General features: G+C 43.2%; 20 protein-coding genes and 1 riboswitch. Of the genes, 4 read left to right on the forward strand and 16 right to left on the reverse strand.

All coding sequences use genetic code 11. The features are described 5' to 3' along the window. Positions 1-608: 608 nt before the first annotated feature. The 4 genes from thiT to IEW67_RS14600 all read right to left on the reverse strand — a co-directional run bounded on the left by thiT (position 609) and on the right by IEW67_RS14600 (position 2,707). The gene (thiT, locus tag IEW67_RS14585) at positions 609-1,181 is read right to left on the reverse strand and encodes an energy-coupled thiamine transporter ThiT (RefSeq protein ID WP_188633839.1); all 573 of its coding nucleotides are present in this window, start codon (positions 1,179-1,181) and stop codon (positions 609-611) included. 115 nt (positions 1,182-1,296) lie between these two features. Then, positions 1,297-1,400: riboswitch (TPP riboswitch) on the reverse strand. Positions 1,401-1,477: 77 nt separating this feature from the next. Further along, a complete protein-coding gene (locus tag IEW67_RS14590; RefSeq protein WP_188633820.1) occupies positions 1,478-1,714 on the reverse strand; it encodes a phage holin in 237 nt (78 codons plus the stop codon). A 153-nt stretch (positions 1,715-1,867) separates the two neighbouring features. Further along, a complete protein-coding gene (locus tag IEW67_RS14595) occupies positions 1,868-2,197 on the reverse strand; it encodes a hypothetical protein (protein WP_188633821.1) in 330 nt (109 codons plus the stop codon). A gap of 54 nt (positions 2,198-2,251) precedes the next feature. Then, on the reverse strand, positions 2,252-2,707 hold the full coding sequence (locus IEW67_RS14600) for a DUF6884 domain-containing protein (RefSeq protein WP_188633822.1): 456 nt from the start codon (positions 2,705-2,707) through the stop codon (positions 2,252-2,254). A 168-nt stretch (positions 2,708-2,875) separates the two neighbouring features. On the opposite strand from IEW67_RS14600, the gene IEW67_RS14605 reads away from it, so the two are divergent. Both IEW67_RS14605 and IEW67_RS14610 read left to right on the forward strand, forming a co-directional pair. Further along, positions 2,876-3,412 carry a YceI family protein gene (locus IEW67_RS14605; protein WP_188633823.1) on the forward strand — a complete coding sequence of 179 codons (537 nt, stop codon included), beginning with the start codon at positions 2,876-2,878 and terminating at the stop codon, positions 3,410-3,412. Positions 3,413-3,678: 266 nt separating this feature from the next. Continuing rightward, positions 3,679-5,631, forward strand: a complete 1,953-nt coding sequence (locus tag IEW67_RS14610) for an aconitate hydratase (RefSeq protein ID WP_188633824.1) — start codon at positions 3,679-3,681, stop codon at positions 5,629-5,631. A 207-nt stretch (positions 5,632-5,838) separates the two neighbouring features. Here the strand turns inward: IEW67_RS14610 and IEW67_RS14615 are convergent, their stop codons facing one another. The 8 genes from IEW67_RS14615 to IEW67_RS14650 all read right to left on the reverse strand — a co-directional run bounded on the left by IEW67_RS14615 (position 5,839) and on the right by IEW67_RS14650 (position 15,416). Continuing rightward, positions 5,839-6,594, reverse strand: coding sequence for an RpnC/YadD family protein (locus IEW67_RS14615; RefSeq protein WP_188633825.1), 756 nt, complete (start codon positions 6,592-6,594; stop codon positions 5,839-5,841). Between the two features lie 585 nt (positions 6,595-7,179). Further along, positions 7,180-8,184 (reverse strand): DUF3231 family protein, encoded by a 1,005-nt coding sequence (locus tag IEW67_RS14620; RefSeq protein WP_188633826.1) that lies wholly within the window; start codon positions 8,182-8,184, stop codon positions 7,180-7,182. A gap of 127 nt (positions 8,185-8,311) precedes the next feature. Beyond that, positions 8,312-10,336 (reverse strand): iron ABC transporter permease, encoded by a 2,025-nt coding sequence (locus IEW67_RS14625; protein WP_188633827.1) that lies wholly within the window; start codon positions 10,334-10,336, stop codon positions 8,312-8,314. A 4-nt stretch (positions 10,337-10,340) separates the two neighbouring features. Continuing rightward, positions 10,341-11,348 (reverse strand): ABC transporter substrate-binding protein, encoded by a 1,008-nt coding sequence (locus IEW67_RS14630; RefSeq protein ID WP_188633828.1) that lies wholly within the window; start codon positions 11,346-11,348, stop codon positions 10,341-10,343. A 164-nt stretch (positions 11,349-11,512) separates the two neighbouring features. Further along, entirely contained in the window at positions 11,513-12,616 is a 1,104-nt protein-coding gene (locus IEW67_RS14635; protein ID WP_229671870.1) for a tetratricopeptide repeat protein, read from the reverse strand. Positions 12,617-12,715: 99 nt separating this feature from the next. Then, entirely contained in the window at positions 12,716-13,540 is an 825-nt protein-coding gene (locus IEW67_RS14640) for a VanW family protein (RefSeq protein WP_188633830.1), read from the reverse strand. A gap of 82 nt (positions 13,541-13,622) precedes the next feature. Then, positions 13,623-13,874, reverse strand: a complete 252-nt coding sequence (locus IEW67_RS14645; RefSeq protein WP_188633831.1) for a hypothetical protein — start codon at positions 13,872-13,874, stop codon at positions 13,623-13,625. Positions 13,875-14,201: 327 nt separating this feature from the next. Continuing rightward, positions 14,202-15,416 (reverse strand): NAD(P)/FAD-dependent oxidoreductase, encoded by a 1,215-nt coding sequence (locus IEW67_RS14650; RefSeq protein WP_188633832.1) that lies wholly within the window; start codon positions 15,414-15,416, stop codon positions 14,202-14,204. A 165-nt stretch (positions 15,417-15,581) separates the two neighbouring features. Here IEW67_RS14650 and IEW67_RS14655 point away from each other — a divergent pair, with 165 nt between their 5' ends. Continuing rightward, on the forward strand, positions 15,582-16,235 hold the full coding sequence (locus IEW67_RS14655; protein WP_188633833.1) for a DNA-3-methyladenine glycosylase family protein: 654 nt from the start codon (positions 15,582-15,584) through the stop codon (positions 16,233-16,235). A gap of 110 nt (positions 16,236-16,345) precedes the next feature. Here IEW67_RS14655 and IEW67_RS14660 read toward each other — a convergent pair whose 3' ends face one another. The 3 genes from IEW67_RS14660 to IEW67_RS14670 are packed head-to-tail and all read right to left on the reverse strand — an operon-like array spanning position 16,346 to position 19,969. Next, positions 16,346-17,410, reverse strand: a complete 1,065-nt coding sequence (locus IEW67_RS14660) for a Ger(x)C family spore germination protein (protein WP_188633834.1) — start codon at positions 17,408-17,410, stop codon at positions 16,346-16,348. Beyond that, positions 17,400-18,488 carry a GerAB/ArcD/ProY family transporter gene (locus IEW67_RS14665; RefSeq protein WP_188633835.1) on the reverse strand — a complete coding sequence of 363 codons (1,089 nt, stop codon included), beginning with the start codon at positions 18,486-18,488 and terminating at the stop codon, positions 17,400-17,402. Before IEW67_RS14665 ends, IEW67_RS14660 begins: the two co-directional genes overlap by 11 nt. Positions 18,489-18,499: 11 nt before the next feature. Further along, positions 18,500-19,969 (reverse strand): spore germination protein, encoded by a 1,470-nt coding sequence (locus IEW67_RS14670; protein ID WP_188633836.1) that lies wholly within the window; start codon positions 19,967-19,969, stop codon positions 18,500-18,502. Positions 19,970-20,178: 209 nt separating this feature from the next. Between IEW67_RS14670 and IEW67_RS14675 the strand changes: the two genes are divergently transcribed. Next, entirely contained in the window at positions 20,179-20,451 is a 273-nt protein-coding gene (locus IEW67_RS14675) for a hypothetical protein (RefSeq protein ID WP_188633837.1), read from the forward strand. Between the two features lie 47 nt (positions 20,452-20,498). Here the strand turns inward: IEW67_RS14675 and dacB are convergent, their stop codons facing one another. Next, positions 20,499-21,854, reverse strand: coding sequence for a D-alanyl-D-alanine carboxypeptidase/D-alanyl-D-alanine endopeptidase (dacB, locus tag IEW67_RS14680; RefSeq protein ID WP_188633838.1), 1,356 nt, complete (start codon positions 21,852-21,854; stop codon positions 20,499-20,501). Positions 21,855-22,304: the final 450 nt, after the last annotated feature.

The raw sequence follows: 22,304 nt of genomic DNA on the forward strand, positions 1-22,304 counted from the left end.
AATGGATACAAAACGCTCTTTTCAGGGTTGTAATGAATCCTCATTCCGCTATTTGGGTAAGAATAGGGCAAAACTAGGATGAAAAGAGGAAATAGCGGAATGAGGATCCGCTAACGTGTTGGAAAGCTTTAATTGACGCAAATAACGGAATGAGAATCCGCCAAAGCTGGACTATCCATACCGAACGGTTTCTCATTCCGCTATTCGTGTGAAAACAGGGCAAAACTATCGCGGCGGTTTTAGCCGATCAGGGCCCACGGGAGATAAGGAAACTCTTTAAGAGCACAAGCGAATCGCTATTGACTTATCGAGAAGTCACACTACAACATTAGTGCTGGAGCCGGACGTGGCAATATTCGACGAAGTATCAATAGGGCTAAAAATTATATACTTTCTGATCTTTTTAGAAAAACTCGGCATTCGCCTCGTCTTATAGCGAATGCCGAAGCTTTTCTTATAAGGTCATCCATCATTTATACTTTCTGACGTTATTAAAAAAACAGGTCGATTTAGTTTATGCTCCGTCCCGGAATGGCCAAATATCGTCCGAGTCGCGGTGGACCTCTTGCGATTTCATTTAATTATTTGCTACTTACATCGCGTCTGCCTTAGGCTTTCAAAAGCAGCGTTCGGGGCTGCTTATGGAATAACAGAAAAACTGCAATGACGCTGATGACCATGGACGGGATAATATAAGAAACATTATACAGGAATGAATAGATCCAGACAGACTGTCCTTCGACAGCGGACTCAAAGAATACCACTCCCGCTGCAAAATGGGCTGCAAACCGGAGCATACTACCCAATATCACTCCGGCTGTTATATACGCAAGGGACACTTTCGTATTGCCTGACTTAGCGGCTTCCTGAATTTGTTTGGCAAATATGCCGGCAAAACCAATTACAGTAAAAGCCAATGCATAATCAATAAATCCCTGTACCGGATGCAGCACATATCCAGTACCGACTGCTATTTGCAAAATGCCCCATAAAAAGCCGGACAAGAGCCCGCCTTTTAGCCCCCAGCGATAAGCCATGATAAACACAGGAATCATCGCGAGCGACACCGATCCGCCTTGTGCCCAAAGCTTGACTGATAAAAATGGTATAATATCAAGCATAAGTGCCAAAGCAGTGAAAACGGACACTTCAATCAAAAACAACGTACGTTTAGAACGCATCATTAATCCTCCCCTTTGCCGGTGGAAACATACCATCTACTGAATTTGCGCACAAAAAAAGCAATGCCAAGGGGAAGCTTCCTGATGGGAACTCCGCTCACATTGCAATTTATTCCATCAAAAAAGCCACCATTCCTGCGCTAGTACTAACTAACAGGTTCGAAGGGTCAGAACAGCAACCTGTTCACTCTCAGCCAAACGGCTCCCCCTGAAGACTTTACGACTATGCTTTTTTTGCTGGGTATATTATAACGTATTCGTGAATTGTTTTCAAATTTTTCTCATAAAATAGTGCCCTATCCCCTATAACAATCATTTTCGATTAAAACCGTCTTCTGTTTTTTTCCTGTTTCGGTAACATAGTTATTTTTGAACCATGCCCAAACAGACGTAACTACTATAAAGAAAAATGAAATCGTCTGTTCAACCATTTCGGCATCAATCGGAAGCGGCGATTTTCCAAACATGACAAGAAGCTGATTCATAAGCGCCACGGCAAGTGCTGCTGTTCGGATGACAGTACCTTTATCCACAGATCTCTCCTCCTGTCCGTCATTGCGGATGATACTATATTTTGTGCAGACAGACAGGTTTTTGGAACGGCTTAGCTACGGATTTTGTTGCTTATATTCCATCAATACAAAAATCCCCGCAGCCAAGTTCTTAGACAGTGCGGGGATGCTCCCTTATTTCTTCTGATTTTTTTTCAGGATTGGTATAATGCCATTTGTTATGTTACCGGCTATGACGGCAAATCCGATACCTGCAACAGCAATGATAACAATGATGACAAGGAACTGAACGACAAATGCGGTAATTTGTCCTGAAAAGACAGACGTGATATAGCGGCTGCCATAAAATAGAATGACTGCTGAAGCACTGACGATTCCGATAAATGTAATGAGGACCCCGGTGATTTGCGGTATTGATAATTGTTTCCAGGTTTCCTTATGTTTAAAGGCAACATATATCATATAAGCTATTAAAACGAGTGCTATAAGTAATGGACGTGTCATTGTATCTGCTCCTGTTCCGTTTGTCTTACTGATAAACGTCAGCCGAACGAAGCTTCAATGAATGGGCGTATTGGTTTCGACTGATTGTTTCAGCGATTGCAATATGTACCCGATTCCACCGAATTGCAATAACGGATACACACGAGGCATATCGTCGGCAAATGCGGTGTTAATGACAGGTTTATATTTTTTACCCGTCAGAATGACAAGCCGTTCGAACTGGTCCAGTTGTTTATCTTTAATCTGACTGATTAATTGATCAAAAGGTATGATCTCATCACTCTTTTGACCAAATGTGACATCATACGGACCATCAACCATATCCTCAGCGAACAAAAAACCATGCTTCGCAGATAGAATCACCCACTGATCTGTGAATAGTTCCGCATATTGCCTCGTCCGCCGGTGCAATGTACCGATATAGGCATTTTTTGCAGATACCGCCCCCCATTCAGGATGTGTATCCCAGATCTTTTTCCTTCCGCATGGAATAATGCTTAAATCCAGCATGATGAACCACTCCTAATTTATTCATAAGTATAGCACGAACATCACGTTTAATGAAATCTGCATCCGGGAAATTTATACTGAATTCAAAATAAATATTGAATAATTACTTGACAACATGCGTTTACTAATCTACACTTTGTTACATAAAGTAATTATGGAGGGATATATGTGGCAAGGGAAATATTTAATGTTGACACTGTACACAGCGAAATAGGATTTTCGGTAAAGCATATGATGATTTCAAAAGCAAAAGGACATTTTAATGATTTTGATGCAGTCATCGAAGTGGATCCGGAAAACCTTGAGGATTCAAAAGTAGAGGTAACGATCGATGTATCCAGTATTGATACAAAAAATACTGGTCGTGATGAACATTTGCGTTCAGATGACTTCTTTGCTGTTGAAAAGCATCCAAAAGCAACGTTTGTCGCTACAGGCGTCAAGAAAAAATCAGATAACAACTATGATGTTACCGGCGACTTGACAATTACAGGCACTACAAAATCCGTTACATTTGATGTTGTCTTTGAAGGGCAAAGCAAAGACCCTATGAGCGGCAATACCGTGGCAGGATTCAGCGGTAAAACGGCCATCAACCGGAAAGATTTCGGTCTGACATGGAATGCTGCATTGGAAACAGGCGGTGTACTTGTTGGAGACGACGTTAACATCACGTTCGAAATCGAAGCACACAAAGCTGAGTAATAAAGTTCAGAAGATGCTGGAACAAGCCTAGTGAACCAAGGAAAAATCCGAACGATGATCCATCTTTCTTACGATGTTGAATCAGTTTGGATTTTTCTTTTTACTGTTAATGGTTTTCAGGCACATGTTTTCGTTCTTGCGCCCATGTTTTCGCTCTCGCGCCCATGTTTCCGCTCTCGCATCCAATTCATTTGTTTAATTTTACCTGTCTTAGGGTACAGGCTATTATAGACATAAAAAGAGCTGTTTCCAAAGGAGGATATACATTGGCTTTGAATGTTACACAGAAATTGATTAACGATCATCTTGTATCCGGCGAGATGAAACCTGGTGCAGAAATCGGTCTGCAAATCGATCAGACTCTGACACAGGATGCTACCGGAACGATGGTTATGCTCGAACTGGAGGCAATGGGGCTCGACTATGCCAAGACAGAAGCTTCTGCTCAGTATGTTGATCACAACTTAATTCAGGAAGACAACAAAAACCCGGACGATCACCTGTTTCTGGAAAGCGCGGCACAACGTTTCGGACTCTACTACTCTAGGCCCGGAAACGGTGTAAGCCATCCTGTGCACATGCAGCGATTGGCAATACCCGGAAAGACATTACTTGGTTCCGACAGTCACACATGTGCCAACGGCTGTATGGGGATGCTCGCAATGGGTGCTGGTGGAATCGACGTTGCCATGGCCATAACCGGTGAGCCAATTTACATTAAAATGCCTGAAGTTATGGGAGTTAAGCTGACCGGCGACCTGCCTGACTGGGTAAGTGCTAAAGACGTCATTCTGGAAATGCTGAGGCGCCACGATGTTAAAGGCGGCGTTGGCAAGATCATCGAATATTATGGACCGGGACTTGACGAATTATCGGCTATGGATCGCCACGTTATTGCCAATATGGGCGCAGAATTGGGCGCAACCGCAACCGTGTTCCCTTCAGACAACGAAGTCAAGCGCTTTTTAAGCATGCAGGACCGCAAAGATGATTGGGTTGAATTAACAGCAGATAAGGATGCTTCATACAACATACATGAAGAAATCAATCTTTCCGAACTGGAACCATTGGTAGCCAAGCCATCCAGCCCCGGAAATGTCGTTCCCGCCCGTGAACTTGCCGGAACCCCGATTTATCAATCGTATATCGGGTCATCAGCTAATCCGGGTTACCGGGACTTCGCCATCGCAGCCGAAATCGTGAAAGGGCGCAACATAGCTAACGGCGTATCGTTCGATATCAACCCGACATCCCGTCAGATGCTCACCAATCTTGTTAAAGAAATGCATATTGCCAGTCTCCTGCAATCCGGAGCCAGATTGCATCAGGCCGGATGCAACGGGTGTATCGGTATGGGACAGGCACCGGCATCAGGAAGAAACAGTTTGCGGACGACACCGCGGAACTTCCCCGGAAGGTCCGGTACAAAAGAAGACAGTGTGTTTCTGTGCGGACCTGAAACTGCGGCCGTATCAGCCCTGACCGGTGAAATCACCGATCCAAGAACCATGGAGTTCCCTTATCCAACAGTAACTGACCCAAGCGAACCGAATGTGGATAATCGTTTGCTTGAAAAACCATTACCACCGGAAGCAGCACAAACCAAAGAACTTGTTAAAGGACCAAATATTGCATCCATTCCGGCCATGGACGGCTTACCGGATACATTGGATGTACCCGTACTGTTACAAGTCGGTGATAATATATCCACTGATGAAATTCTAGCCGGGGGTGCCCGTGTGTTGCCATATCGCAGTAACCTGCCGGAAATCAGTAAGTTCACATATGAGGATGTGGATTCGACTTACGTTGAGCGGGCGAATGCAACGAAAGAGAAATCAGGTCATGCCATTGTCGGCGGTTATAACTATGGTCAGGGGTCAAGCCGCGAACACGCAGCATTAGCACCTCGTTATCTCGGCTTGCGCATCGTGCTTGTAAAGGATTTCGCACGTATCCATTGGCAAAACCTTGTAAACTTTGGAGTCCTGCCGCTTAAATTGACGAACGAAGAAGACTATGAAAAGCTTGAAAAAGACGCAGTGCTCCATTTTGAGGATTTGCGCAATCAAGTACAAAACAATGACCATATCAAACTGACCCTGGCAGACAAGGGTGATGAAATCACTGCGGAACATAATCTGTCTGAGCGCCAGCGTGAGGTTATCCTGAGCGGTGGATTAATCAACTGGATAAAAGACCGCCAGCAAAAAGTATAAAATCAAAATTTAAGAAAAACTCGGCATTCGCCTTATCTTCTAGCGTTTGCCGAGTTTTTTTAGAAGGTCATCCTTAATTTTTCTGATTCACTTGCTTTAGTAAACTCCCAACTCTCTTCTTAACTCTTCAACTTCTTCAAGATCAACTTTTGTTATTTTTACAATTTGCTCGTTGGAATAATCTTCTCTTATCAATTCCTGAGCGACTTATTTCAACGCATCTTTTCTGCCTTCTTGCCGCAATTCAGCAAAAATTTCCTCCAATGTTTGGGAAGTATTCGTTTTTTCTGTTTGCATTCTTTGTACAACCTCCTTCCCTATATACGGAATGATATCGTCTGGGTAAATCGTTAGGAACCAGGAGTAAATAATCAATGAAGTAGAATAATGCAGATAAATATATGCGGGGGGGGCTTCTTGTTGAGTGGCGAACCTTTGCAAAATTTGAATCATAAGTTTTCGTTTAAAAACATAACGCATGTTTGAGTCGTTTTTGGTTTTACTGGCATAAATACCAGCAATAACAGCGTGGGCGAATGGATTGGGTGGCTGTTCCAGTTTAGCTATACTTTGATCTTGAAAGTTATATACATTATATGTGTAGTCAACTTTGGTGCCATGAAACGAATAGTGAAAACCATTTGCGTGTTCTGCTTCACGATCTGTGATGAGTGCCAGCGCATACACTTCACGGTTGAACCTGTCATATATTCTGTAAAAGTACCGAAACATTCGCTCGCCGAAGTCCTCGCCGGCCGCCCCCTGCACTTCAATGTGAATCAAAATCCACCTTTCAGTTCCATCTTTTAAAAATACTTTGGCAATTTCATCGGCGACAAGTTTTCCTTTCTTTTCTTCAATGATCTCTTTATACAATTCTTGTTTAAGGAAATCAGGTGGTTGTGCAAAGTCAATCTCATTATGCAAATCCGGAGCGAAATAGAGAATAAATTCTTCAAACACTTTTCAATTAAGTTTTTCCATAATGCATCATAGTCCGGCGTTTTCACATCGCAGTCAGTCGGTTTCTCTAGTACAGTCTCATTTACCACTATTTTACCACTTCCCTATTACGCTTTCATTCCTCAGCGTGCTTTATTCCTTTGTTTCACTAATTATAGAACAAATGTTCCATGAGCGCAAGGGTTATTTAAATAAAAAGCGAGTATGCCTAGGAGCCTTGGACAAAAGTCGTTTTATTAAGGAAAAAACCGAACTAACTAGAGCGTATACACCGCTCCGGAACTATACTTCGCGCACCTTAGGGCGGCTGTTGAGCCTCCTCGTGCTGGCGCACTGCGGGGTCTCACCTATGCCCTTCCTCCTGTAGGAGTCTACGTATATTTCCTCCGCTAAAACGGAGTATCGTTCGTCTTTAGTATTGTATATCTTAATTCTGTCCAAGGCTCCTAGCTAGCCCCACAAGTGTCGTTTTTGAATTAATTATGCACGAGGTGATTTCAATTCAATTGAAATTAGGCCACGTTATAATAATCATGGGAGCTGCGAAGGACTAAAACAATTTTCCCATGCGATGCACCACCCTACCTATTTCTTTTTAGCTAATTCTTGACGATCAGCAGCTTCGGGCGGTTGCTCCATCCAGCCGTTATTAATCATCAATTTTGCCCCATCGTTCGCGTATTTGGCAATTTCAGCCATTAAACGGGCATAATCGATACTTAAATCCCGACGTGGACTGGTGGACATTGAAATGCCATATTGTCCAATACCTGAAGCGACCAATGCCGATATATGGTACATCATAAGCTTATCGGAAAAAGGGGCCACGGTCGAATCGGTGACCTCGGGAGTGAAAGTAGACACACCGGAAAGGTAATTTTTATGAAGTAATGAATTAAATGATTCTAAATGTTTTCCCGAAATTTCTCTCCCTCTTTTAAAATATTGACGAACGTCTTTATTATTTGCAACCTGACTAAAGCCGGTAATAAGCGCTTGACCAAGAGCATTTCGTTTGGCATTGTAAATAAGATCACCAATTTCGATGCCCAACAACGGTCTAGGTTCGCCAAATAAACCTCCGGATAAAAAGCTTGTGTCTTTAACGAAATCCACCTGTTCGGGAGTCGGAATTTGGGGCGTACGAACATGAACCCCTTTTTCTTTGGACACGCTTTTAGCCCAATTATGTAATGTTTTCGTTTCAGACAAACAATCGGAATAGTAATCAATGATGTCATCTCGGGACGAAAGCGTTAAAGCTAAGCTGTATGAACTAAGTCCAAATTTCCCCATATTGAGGATATAAGATAAATACAAAACGTCCGAAAAAAGCCGTGGTGCTTTAACATTGACGTCATGTTCCGTAAATCCTACCGGAATCGGGTAAGTTTCCGATTGAAAAATATCCGTAACGCGCTGAACATGCTGTTTTGAAATATCAAGAGCGTATTCTAAAATAGAACGAATGTCCGTGTCTTCGATGTTGGCTAGAAAATACTCAATGCCACAAATGGTCATCGAGTCATTTTGATAAGATGTCCAAAGATTAGAGATTTCTGATGCTGTTAATTTGGGATGATGTTTCATTTCAGCTTGACGACCTCCAGAATAGTTTTTGGATATTTTTTGACGCTTTATAAAAAACTATTCATATATCTTTTCAAAAGTAAAATCGGCACTTGTTGAATTGTTACAATCCAGATTATCAACCAACTTACGCACGTTTCCGCATTAACCATAAAAAATAAGGTGCGCCGATAATGGCGACCAAAATGCCGGATGGAATTTCATTTGGTGCAAGTAATGTACGGCTGAGTGCATCTGCAACCACAAGCAGAGCTCCCCCAACAAGCATCGTTACCGGCAGCAACCGCTGATTTGATGAGCCGACAAGCAGACGTGACAAATGTGGCGCAATCAATCCGATGAAACCGATGGAGCCGACTGCCGCCACGCTGAACGCCGCCAGCACAGTAGCTATTAAGGCGAGCTGAAATCGTGTCCGCATGACATTTACGCCAAGCCCTTTCGCCGTATCATCTCCAAGCGATAACGTGTCAAGGATACGAATCCGCATAAATAATAGCGGCATCAGGATCAGCATAGGCCAGATCAGTAAATTGACAAGTTCCGACCATCCCCTGGCATAGGTTGTACCGGAAAGCCATGTTAAGGCTGAAGCAACACCCATGTCAGCCTGAACGACCAATATTTGGATAATAGCCGACCCGAAAGCCGAGACACCAATGCCAAGCAGGGCTAAAATCGTTGGCTGAAACTGTGCCCGAATAGCCATTAACATCACAAACAGAAAGAATACAAAGGACCCGACCATGGCACCAACCGGAACCCAGGCAGCGGACAAACTGAACACATACATCGTCAGCAATGCTCCGACACCCGCACCGGAAGTAATTCCAATGACCGAGGGATCTGCCAGCGGATTCCTGAGAACCCCCTGAAAAAGCAAACCGCTGACAGCAAGAATCATGCCGCTTATTAATGCAACCAGCGCGCGAGGCAAGCGTAAATCCATCACCAGACCAAGCATAAAATCATCCGATTCGCCAAATAAAGTGTTCCATAATAGAACCGGTTCAAACCCATAATTCCCGGACGCCAGACTGATAAACACTGCCGTAATTATAATCGCGGTCAAGATGGGTATCATGACTTTCAGCGATAGTTTGCCAATCGCCTTGCCAGCAATAATTGACGTATTTTCATCGCCATATTTAGACCCTTTCATCTGCATAACCAGATAAACCAGCCACGGTGCCCCGATAAGTGCTGTGATGGCACCAACAGGCAGTTCCGAAAATGATGGATCAATAACACGGGCCAAAACGTCCGCAAACAGCAGAACATTAGCTCCCCAAACAAATGATGCTATCACTAACGGCAGATGTTTTCGATAGCCAATCAGTTTAATGATATGGGGGGCTACAAGACCGACAAAGCCAATCGGTCCCACCACACTAACGGTAACAGATGTCAGCAATACCGCTGATCCAACCGCTATGAACTTAACTGTTTGCACATTCTGCCCCAGTGCAGTCGCAACATCATCTCCCAGCTTAAGTGTGTCCATCTTAAATGTCACGAATAAAATAACGAGAAGTCCAGCTGCTACAATGGGCAGTGAGAATTGGACGCCGCTCCAGTCATTTTGCACCAGTGTACCGGATCCCCATAAAAACAAGCCGGCTGTTTCATTTTCATAAAAAATCTGAAGGACACTTGTGAGTGATGAAAACAGAAACGTCACAATCATACCGGCCAATACCATGCGGACCGGTGATGCTTTATTCCCGCCGGAAAGAATAAACACAATGAAAAATGTCACGACACCGCCGGCGAACGCTGCCATAATGCCATTTCCGATTAAGGCTGCCGGAAAGAACACCGTACTGAATACCACCGCAAAATACGTACCGGAATGAATCCCCAGCGTACTTGCCGATGACAGCGGGTTTCTTGTCACCGTTTGCAGCACGACTCCTGATACAGCAAGTGCACCACCGGCAATAATCCCCATTACGGCACGGGGCAGACGCAGTGTACGTACCGTATGATGTTCTAAATTGTTCTCAGGCGCAAAAATTGCATCCATCACTGTGCCGGCCGAAAGCGATACACTGCCCTGGTTAATATGTATAAGTGTCAATATGCATAAAAGGGCGGCTCCACCACCAAAGGTGAGAACCGCTATCACGATATTCCGTAAGCTTCTATTCATCCAATCACTCTTTTACCATGGCATCCACGAGTTGTTTGGCTAATACCTTATTAGACAATACGCCGCCAAAAGTCCACGTATCACCCGGTAGTTGATGGGTATTGCCATTTTTTACGAAACTCAAGTTTTCCCAAACAGGATTCCCTTTAAAGTCTGACTCGAAAATATTATCTTCTTCCTGAACGATATAGAGAAATTGCAGATCCGCTTTGTCCTGAAATTTCTGCAGTGCCTCTACGGTCACTTCGCTGTAGCCGTATACTTCCGGCTCATCTGTCGAATAAGCATTTTCAAATCCGAGTTTGTTCATCACGTTGCCCACCATGGAATTATCAGTGAACAAACGTAATGTCGGGGTATTCTGTGCTGTAAATGCCTGTGTTGCGACAAACTGTGATCCTTTTAATCCTGCATCGGCAACACGCTGGCTTTGTTCATCGATGAATGCATTTAAATCCGAGATGGCCTGCTCGGCCTTGTCTTCTTTATTGACTATTTTTGCCATGGTTTTAAATTCACTAAGCATGTTTCCGTAGTGGTCCTGAATAGCTTCGTCACTATAAGGGGCAAAAGTAACCACGGGCGCAATTTCCTTCAGCTGATCTAAATATGGCTCATGACGGAATTTCACCGCAATAATCAAGTCCGGGTCCTGGCGTCTGATTGCTTCCAGATTCGGCTCCTGGCGTGTCCCAACATCTTTCACACTTTTATCGAATTCCTTATCGATATTCACCCACTGGTCAAAACCGTCCAAATCAGCAACACCTGCAGGCTGAATACCCAAAGCAAGGAGATTTTCAGCGTACGACCATTCGAGTGCCACGATATTTTCAGGTGTTTGTTCAATCGTTTGTGTACCCATTGCATCTTCTATCGTGACGGGCTCGTTGCTGCTTTCATTGCCGCCGTCGTCCTGATTATTATTTTGCTGTTTAGTGCTTTCGTCGTTGCCGCATGCGGCCAGCAATCCAATAAGCAATAATAAAACCAATACTGCCATTTTTTTCATATATCTCGCTCCTCTATTCCACTGTTAATCGGTTTAAAGAATCTTTTTAACAACGTGATATCAACGCTTATTCCGCTACCAACCACACTTCTAACTCTAAATGAAAAAGATTCTCATTATCAATGATTATATTACGTGGGAAAAGCAGACCTGTCAAGATTTTTTTAAGCATTCGTCATTTTAACAAATCTATTTTCATATTCGTGCTTCTTCTTCTCATTGCCGGTATTATCATAGAATGCAATCACATCAGCAAGTGCATTTTCCAACAGCTCCCGATCATTGGTCAGTTCCAGCTGACTGATGGCATGTTCATAATATTTCCCGGCTTTTGGTATGCTGTTTGCCTTCATATGCTCAAGGCAGTACGCATACTGCATGTAAATCATGCCAAGCTTGCGGTGCGGGGTTTGCCGCAGACGCTTATAGATGGCAATCGCATCGGCGTAATACGGGACCGCTTCTGTCAATTTGGACTGATCAAAGTAGTAAAATGCCATTTCAGTCAATGCCTCGGCATGTGTGAAGCCATTTTCCAGTGATGAGCCTTCAAACGCTTCAAGTGCCTCTTTCAGATAAGGATATGCTTGTTCATTGTCATTCCGGCTGCCATAGGTCTTAGCAATGGATACCAGGCTGTTGATTTTCAAATCCCGATTTGATTCCCCTGCCTTGTCAATCACTTTCATAAGGTAGTGCAATGATTCATCAGCTTCATTTTTCATGGAATACATCATACCGATTTTGAAATGGATGTACAAAATCATATGCTGGTCAGGCGTTTCGTCTTCTTGAAAATATCCGAGGCCTTTCTTGAAATATTTGATGGCCCGGACATATTTTTCCATGTTTTCTTCCGATTCTGCCAGCACCAGATAACCACGTGCCAATTTAATTCTGTCGTCCTCCTGATTGTCTTCCATCTTCCTGACAGCCGCACTCAGGATACGACGGGCGAGTTTAAAATCACACATAAATGCTAATTCGCCGAGCAGCATCCAATCAAGATCAGCGTGATAATACAACTCGGAGATGATATCAACTGATGAGCGTACTTCCCCGATTTCCGTGTGACAAATCGCTTCAACCATTTTCAATTTATCTGAAAGCTGCTGATCCAGATCATGCTCACCTCTCAAGTCCGCTGACTTTGACAGGACATTCGGATAATGTCCACGATTAAACTCCTCCAAGAGTTCCTCAAGCTGTTCTTTGTATTTTGACGACAAATTTTCCTGAAAATGATCATTCACATTCAATATGTCCATAGTCATAACACACTCCTCTCCCTTTTGAATGTCGACTAAATTCCCTCTGCATGAAAGCATGTATTTTCCCACCGAGTGTCAGACTTGTACCCTCCACGATCACGATGGCTCTGAAGATAATATTTCGATTATCAAATTCCCATCCTCAGCTGCCGCACGGATCAGAATTGGCTGTTTGTGTTTGTTAGTAAACGCGAAGTCGGGACCATACCAGCTGACAGTTGCATCTCGACCGGGCGGAACATAAGGTACGCTCCGGCTGTGTGAGTAACGCTCTGTTATTTGAATATTGTTTAAGTCTACCGCATTATATAATGTCGATGATACCTGACAAATTCCCCCGCCGATGTCTTCGGTCAGTTCACCTTTCACGATGACCGGCGCACGTTTATAGCCCTTTTCTTCCGTGCGTTTACCAACGACGTTGTTAAAGGAAAATTCCTCACCGGGAAAGACCACATGGTTGTTAATCGCCTCGGCAGCCAGTTCGATATTCCGCGACCGCTCTTTATTGTTTTCTTTGAAGTTTGTTGTGTAACGCCCAATTTTATGTTCACGTATTTCAGCAAGCAGTTCGCTGTCAACCCGTGGATAGACCTTACGTTCCGGTAGTGTTGCCTTCTCGGGTGTTCCCCGGTAAAAATATTCCAGGAACAATTCGCGGAATTTCTGACGATCAAGTGCTTTCCCGGGCTTTTCTTTTATGATCTGTCCATTCTCATCCAATGTCGCATTGACTGGATCCTCGCCCATTTTTTCGTCCAGCACATTCATTTGCAGTTCCAGCTTGGCATTGTTTATCCATAACCGATCAGCATAAAGCAGTTCAAAATCCTCTTTGACAATTTTATCCACAATCTGATCATCATCCGTCACGGTCAATGGGGCCGATGCCAATAAAACGGACAGGATAACGGTCATCATCCAACCACCTCCTGTCCTGTAGTATTTTCATAAAAGGTTCAAAACATGAATCCTGAATCTGCAAGTTGGTTCTATAATAAGATTAAAATACATAAATAGCAAAGACGATTAATGAAACAACAATCGTAATCCCATAAATCGCGAGTTGTATGGGAATATTCGTTTTCAATGAAGATGTTTCGTATTCATGTGACCGTCTTAACTGATCTTCAAACGTGTCGCCTTCTTCTTCATACTTTTTCATCTTGTTTTCTTCCTGTTTAAATGCAAAAAACGTCCCGCCCAAAGCAACAATAAATAGTATGATAAGGAAAATAAGCAGTCCAATACTCATTGTAAAACCTCCCTATCCCCAATATATACATATAACATTATAAAAACAGTGATAAACATCACAATTTAACAACAATATAGTTTGGCCGTTCACCCAAATCTATAGTTGACAAATCAGATCTGATTTGACCCTGTAGTTTTTGACGTTACAAAAAACCACCCCGCCAGTCAGGCAAGGATGGTATCCTATACAAGCTTCCGTCATTAACGGAAATCTTTTGTGTCCTCAAGCGAACGTACTGCTGCTGTATATCCAACAATCGCTGCCAGTGCCAGCAAAAACACATATAATATTCCGTTTTTCATAAAAATCTCCCTCCTCAATTGATTAAAGCATGCGTAGTTTCCCTTTTTTCAGGATTAGTTTTGGTCCGCCTAGCAGGAAGAGATAGCGGTTGTCAATAACCTTTTTCATCGATACTGCAGGTTTGCCATACAATTTATTATCATTGAATACCGTTCCCATAGCATCTTTACTGCCAAGTGAAGCTACAGTACCTTTGTCATCGAATACGAATTTACTCAATGGTTGATGACGCAGCAATGCTTTTATATTGTCCGAACACGTATCGGCATGCTGCATGGCTGCCTGTGCGGTCGGTGGAAATGGCTTGCCTTCCTCTTCGTTCATAACCCATGCACAATCACCAAGGATGAAGATATTATCTTCGTTCGGTGCACGCATATCGCCATTCACTGTCACTTTACCTTTCGTAATTTCAAATCCGGATTTAGACAATATAGAGCTTCCGGTTACACCGCCTGTCCAAACAATGGTTCCGGCTTTAATTTCTTCAGCGTCGTCACCATCACCGATAACAAAGCTATTTTTCTTGCACTCAGAGATTTTGGCACCTTCTCTGAATTCAACGCCGCCATCAGCAAGTGATTGTTTAGCATATGCGACGAGGTCATCATCAAATCCCGGTAAAACACGCGGCATAGCTTCAACATTGATGATACGGACTTTGCTTCGGTCAATATCATACTTTTTGCATAGTTCCGGTACCTTTTCAACGAGTTCACCGGCAAATTCAATCCCGGTAAATCCGCCTCCACCGACAAGAATGGCCAAATCGTCGTCTTTTGGATTCGCGGATGTGCTGTATTTGGCAAACTGATACTCAATATGCTCGCGGATCATGCGGCTGGAGTCCATATCCGTAATGGAAAACGCATTTTTCCCCATACCTTTGATTCCGAATGTATTCGTTTCAAATCCGAGCGAAATAACAAGATAATCGTATGTAATCTCACTGTTTTTCAGGACAACACGATTCTCGTCCTTCTTCACTTCGACAACTTCATCGTAAATCAGATTGACACGGCTGGGATTGATCACATCACTGATCAGCATGCGTGCCTGATTCTGATTTCTCGTCCCGGCAGCCACCTCATGGAGCCATGTTGTCTGATAATGGTAGTTATGCTTATTAACGAGCACTAACTCCGCTTCTTCAGGACTTAATTTTTGCATTAATCGTTTTGTGGTCATCATGCCGGCATAACCGGCGCCAAGAACGACTATTTTTGGTTTACTCATGTCACTTCCACCTTTCCTGATTGGTTTAAAGCTCTGTGTTAAGATGCATACTTAATATCAATTTTATCATATCAAAACTATCGTATTTAGGCTAGCAATTCAACATGCAGACAGCGTTTTTTGTCAAAAATCCGGGAATCATTTAAACTGAGCTTGAGGTGAACTATGGAACCATTTGTAATTGATAAACGTGATGATGCTGTTAAAGAATTGAGAAAAGCCGATCAGCGAATGAATAAGCTGATTGAAATTGTTGGGAATCTAACCATTTCGATGCGCCCGAACTATTTCAAATCATTGGTCCGCTCCATCGTCGGACAGCAAATTTCGGTACAGGCTGCACGTACCATCTTCGGTCGCCTTGAAGGATTGCTTGAAAATCGTATTGAACCGGCAGCTATTTTAAAGGCAACCGATGAACAGCTTCGGGCGATCGGCCTGTCCCGGCAAAAAATAACATATTTGCGTGACCTTACCGCTAAGGTACATGACAAAACCATTGACTTTGACCAAATGGATGGTATGGATAATCCAGCGGTCATCAAACTACTCACAAGCATTAAAGGGATTGGAAAATGGACAGCCGAGATGTTTCTGATTTTTTCTCTCGGAAGGATGAACGTGCTCGCTATCGATGATATCGGTATTCAGCGCGGAGCGAAATGGCTGTATGAAGTGGACAAATCCGAACGGCGGCAGATCTTGCTTGAAAAACAGCCCGTATGGAACCCGCATCTGACAATCGCTTCGTTTTATTTATGGGAAGTTGTCCATTTAGGGTTTGATAAAACGTATCAGTCAATTGATGAGATCGAGTGATGCCACCGAATGAATGACGAATACCAGGCAGCTGGTAAACCGCAGATCAACTGACCTGTGTACGTTGACAAAATATGAACTTCGGGCATATTCATGTGAATTTCAGGGTGTCAGCGTTCTGTGCCTGAGCCTGTGATTTTGACATCCACGTTCACATGGATCGGCATCTCCTGATAAACCGATTTAAACCGCTCCTTCTGATAATCCCGGTAACTGCTCTTAACAACTCCCTCAATGCAAAGCGGGTCAATTTTTAACTCCCGGAAACGACTGATTAATTTATCTGCTTTTTGTTCGATATCCCGCTCGATATCTTTTTCGATCGTTTCCAGCCGATTTGTCGGTTCTTTTCTGGTGAATTCCCTGATCACAGCCTGAATATGCAAGTTTATTATTACGTCACCACTTTTTGCTTTGAAATCCACGTCTTTGTCTGATTCCATATTCTCAATCGATGCAAAATACGTGTCACTTTTATACTGGTATGATTCATCGCTGACATTTTCATACAGTAGCTTAAACACATCCGCATCTCTAATCGGTAATTTATCAACGTATTTATCATCATCAAAGAATGCAATGGACTGCAGTGTTGGCTTTTTACCCTTAACACTCAGCATGGGTAAAAAAGGGTCACAGGTTTCATTCTTTAAGCTTGATTCAAATTGCTTTAAATTCGTTTGCGGCAAATTACCGTGCCTGATATTATGATCAAAAAAATCGTTAAAAAAAACACCCCTTCCCTTACTGGTTTTTACCGAATCGATTAGTTCACGTGCTGATCCGTCTACCACAGCAAGATATAAAGCCCCGCCAATCGATGGATCCCTTGTCAAATAATCGACAAAATGCTCAATGCCTTGTTCGGCCAGCACCTGATCATAGAACGCCACTTCCAGCTTACCATTCAGCAATCGTTCAGTTGCTTGTGCATTTAAATTAACTCGGTTCTCATATACCGTTGCCGCCGTATCGGTGTAAATAAAATCCTGCACTTTACCTTCCGCGAGATATTTCGGTGACACAACGGTTTCCCGAATCATATCCTGGTCAGTCGCATCATACCCCGCCACAGTGATCGTCTGAATCTGATCGATCACTTTGGTCGGCATTTGAAAATTAAACAGCAAACTGACTGTCACAAACACAAAAAAAACAATATATTTAAGATACATGTTTCCGCACCTTTCTGCGAATGAAATTGATAGTAAACAGAATAGGGATATAAATGAACAAAAACACAAGTCCAATCTTGCCGGCAAAATCATTCAGTATATTAACACCTTCTCTGCCCACAGAAACAATACAGCCTATAAATAAAATGCCTAACAGAGCAACAGCCACTTTTTTATGATGGAAGCCAAAGGTACGGTGCACCACACGTGTTGCCGCCCACATAAAAAGTACGACATTTGGCAATATCGTAAAGAATAATGTGGCAATCCCGAAGTACTCAAAGCGTTCCATAAAGGGCATTTTAATGATTTTCCAGAGCCCTAAAGTTGGCCAGATTTGTTCCTCTAATTCGCCCTGACTATAATAAACATACGCAATTAGACAAACGGCAAGATAGGTCAATGTCGTGTAGAGATTGCCGTAATGAGCATATTTCTGGGATTGCCCGGCCCCGCGTATGAACGGATAAAAGACAAGCAGCGCTGAGATACCCATGAAATTCAGAACGGCTAGGGTTGACGATTGCATTATTTCTGTGATGGTGTGATCCATGACCGGCAATATATAGGTTACATCCGCATATTTCAACGGGTAAAGCAATGTCAGATTTAAAAAAAACGGGTAGACGATGCCCAGGAAACAGACGCCGACAACCGTCCGGAATTGATTAGATATCGTATAATAAATAAGCGGAATCACCAGTAATAAGAACGACCAGACATTCAAGTGCGGAAAGATCCATACCTGAACAATTTCGATATACGTACGCAGCACAACGGTTGCTAATAACAGTAAATATATGGTGAACAGAAGCGTTAAAAAGTTTCCGAGCCACTTACCGTATGTGAATTGATGGATCGCAACAATGTCGCCTCTTGCATCATTTTTCAATATCTGATATATGATCCAAATGATAGAACTGATACCTAGACTGGCAATGATGAGTGAGATCCAGCCATCATGCTCAGCATACTTATTGATAATACTTTGAAACCCAAGGAATCCGACACCTATTTGTGACGCTGAAATGAGAAAAAACACCATCAGCGCTGATACTTTATCGTTTATTGAAATCATCGTCTATCCCTCTACTTGTCATGTTGATTCGCAGCAGGTCGTTTAACATCGCTTGAACGTACTTGATACGGGCGCTTGTTTTGTTTGTCAAATGGCAAACGAATTAAGGCATCTTTAAAATCCTGGAACCGAAACGGAAAAATCGGCGCAAAGAACGGCCTTCCCAGCGATGTCAGCCGCAGCAGGTGCACCATGATATAGGCAATGGCAACAGCCAGACCAATCAAACCGTAAACATGGGAAATAATAAGTAACGGGAAGCGTATAAGCCGAATCGTGTTACTCATTTTGTACACCGGGGTTGTAAATGAGCCTAATGCAGCCAATGCCACAACTATCAGTAGTACATTACTGGTCATACCCGCTTCAACAGCCGCCGTCCCAATAACGATACCACCCACAATGCCGATTGTCTGACCGATTTTGGTAGGCAGTCTGGCACCCGCCTCTCGCAACAATTCAATAGTGAACTCAAGAAGGAGTGCCTCCAGAATCGGCGGAAAAGGTACTTGCATTCTGGAGTGGACAAGCGTAACGAGCATAGCTTGCGGAATGATTTCAAAATGATGGGTTAATACCGCAACGTATACTGGTGTAATCAAAATTGAGAAAAAAACGGCAACGAACCGAATGAGCCGGAATGCCGACGCAGTCATCCAATTTAAAAAATAATCTTCAAATGCGGAAAAGAATTCAATCAATGTCGTTGGGCCGAGTAAAGCATGTGGCGAGCCATCAACAACAATGGCGATTTTGCCTTCCACCAATACCGAGGCAATCCGGTCTGGCCGCTCCGTATCCAATAACTGCGGAAATGGCGAATTTTTGTTATCAGCAATGGACTGCTGGATAAATGAACTATCGATGACCTGGTCGATTTGTACATCGTTGATGCGCTGAACAGCTGTGTTGATGTTTTCCTCATCAGCTATTCCATCGATTGAGAGAACAGCAACCTCTGTTTTTGTAACGGTACCGACTTGTAATTTTTGAATCTTTAATTCAGGAATCGCCAGACGTTGTCTGATCAGATTTAGATTCGTGTCAATATCTTCAACAAACGCTTCTTTCGGTCCGACAACACTAAACTCCACCTCGGGAATGGTAACCTGACGTTTCTCATCAAGAGGCAGTGGAATCAACAAGTACGACGGACTCACATTCTCCATGTAAATAACGACGAACCCTTTTACAAGCTTTTCCTGAATTTGATCCTGAGTGGGATGGTTCAATAATTCGGTTTTCGTAAACGGAATATGATCGTTGAGTTCAATCAAATCATTATACAAGTATTCCTGCATCCGCGGTAAAATGTATTTTTCCAGTTTATCCGGATCAACAGCTGTTTTTAAATAGCATAAATGAATCGTGCCAGTAGCATGCTTGTGACTATAGTAAAGAAATCCATCTTTCTTCCTTAATTCATTCAGTAATTTGGCAAAATCCCTTTGCACTTTTTTCTGCGACGTTTTCTTATTCATGTGAACATCCTTACCCATATGTTGACTTTAGTATGAAAAACACAGAAGATTATTATTCACAATACCGGAAAACTGAATTCACATTTCTTTTCCGGACAGAGATTTGAATAGAAAAAAGTATTAAGATAAATACATATTTTTCAACATATGCGGCATTATAAATACGGAGCGCTCTTGCAGCGCAATATTTTAACTTGGAGGTTCTACTTATGGCACAACAAAATCAACAACAGCAACTGCAACAAGCAGTTCAACAAGCCCAGCAGGCACAACAAGCGGTCCAGCAGGCGCAGGCAAGCGCTGATCCGCAACAACTACAGCAGGCTCAGCAGCAGGTTCAACAAGCTGAACAGCAATTGCAAAATGCACAACAGCAAGCTGGTGGTGCTGCACAGCAGAATCAACAGGTCCAACAAGCACAACAACAGCTGCAGCAAGCTCGTCAACAGGCTCAGCAGGCTCAGCAAAACAACAATCAATAATAGGTTGATTGGAATTAAAAAGGGAGTCCTCAAACGGGCTCCCTTTGCTATTGATTTATCAGAATCTCTACTATCTTATCCTCTATCGCCGGTCCATCATCTTCATTCAGCAGGTTATTAAGCATAATTGAAAATATCATTTTTCCACCGCTCTCCGTTTCAGCATAACCTGAAAGCGTGCTAACACCATCGATTGTTCCAGTCTTAGCCTGTACATTGAAATCTTCCAGCCGATTTTGCAATGTGCCACCAACCATCCGTTCCGATGATCCGGAATCCGGAAACGCGTTTATATATGCCTCAAACCACGCCGCTTCCTGCACATTATACAGCAACGCGGCTATTTCATCGGGCGGTAGGAGATTCATATGTGAAATGCCGGAGCCATCCTTTATGACAGTCGTATCAATCGTAATGCCATGTTTTTTCATTTCTGATGCTACTACCTCCAGACCTTTTTCCCAGCTGCCCTCCTCATGTACAGCTTTACCCATTTCCTTTACCAGCATCTCCGCGTGCGTATTATTGCTTAATTTCATGAATGGAACAAGCAAATCGGAAAGGGGTATGGAATGGTCTGCATATAACACATCGGCTTTTTGCGGAGCTTGACTTGTCTTCACTTGACCGGTCCACTTAATCCCCTGCTTCTCTAATGCGTCTCTAAACAACTCCAGCGCATATTCGGTCGGCTTCCAGACGGCCATCCATTCCTTGACGTTCGCTGCATCGGCTGGGATAGTCCCTTCAATCGTGACCACGTTCTTACCGTGAATCCGATTAAGGGTTAAATTCTCGGCACTGTCTGGGGCAGTCGTTTTGGCATGATTTCTGATCTCAACATAATCTGTATCAGGCATTAATGTAATATCTGGCTTATTCCCGACATCTCCCGGTGAAACGCTAACAATAACCGTTCCGGCGTCAAAGTCCCGGTCGGGCGAAACCGTTAATGCGGAAATCTGCGCGCCATAATACCAGTGTTCATCACTCCAGACGAGATCAGGTGACAGCCGGACATCATCATACCAAGTGTCATCGGCAATAATATCCCCGTTAATCATAGTCACTCCGCCTTCCTTCACCTTTTTCGCAAACTTGTCAAAATCTTGAGGCATAAGGGTCGGGTCACCTTTTCCTTTCAAATACAGATTTCCGTTCAATTGCTGTTTTGCAGTGGAACCGTCAGCCAGCACCTCTGTGGTAAACCTGTGATTCTTTCCCAAAACAGCAAGGGCTGCTGCAGCGGTTAATAATTTCATGTTGGAAGCCGGCCTTAGTCTGACATCTCCGTTATGATCATAAACCCTTTCCCCTGTTTCCGCATCACGGATACTTATCCCAACAATTGCTCCTTGCAGTTTCGGTTCATTTTCAATCAAATGATCCAGCTTTTCTGTCATCGTACCACGCTCATCCTCCCCGTTGTCTGTATGGTCCTGTTTATTGACAGCGAGTGACCCTGCCAAAAAAAAAAGCTATAAAAAGAAAAAGCATTCCAAAGCTATAATGTTTTATGGTCATGGCATCACCTCTGATTACGCTTATATCCTATTTCGTGATTGACGGCATTAAATCCTGCTCACTATAGGATCTGTACAAAATGGTACACCCAGTTCAAGATACTTATACCTTTGATTTATAATTCTAAGAAGCAAATAGCGGAAGGGTGGATCAGCCGAAGTTGGGTTTTCCGGACAGAACAGATCCTCATTAGAAGATACAAATGCCAAAGAACAGCTTGATTCCTATGAAAAAAATGGGTTTTTGCAGATTGAGAATTTCTTCTCCGATGAGGAAGTTGCGGACATGCAGAAAGCCATTTTTGAATTGCAGGATTCGAACAGAGATGT

The sequence above is a fragment of the Lentibacillus kapialis genome (assembly GCF_014646635.1).
GTDB lineage: Bacteria > Bacillota > Bacilli > Bacillales > Amphibacillaceae > Lentibacillus > Lentibacillus kapialis.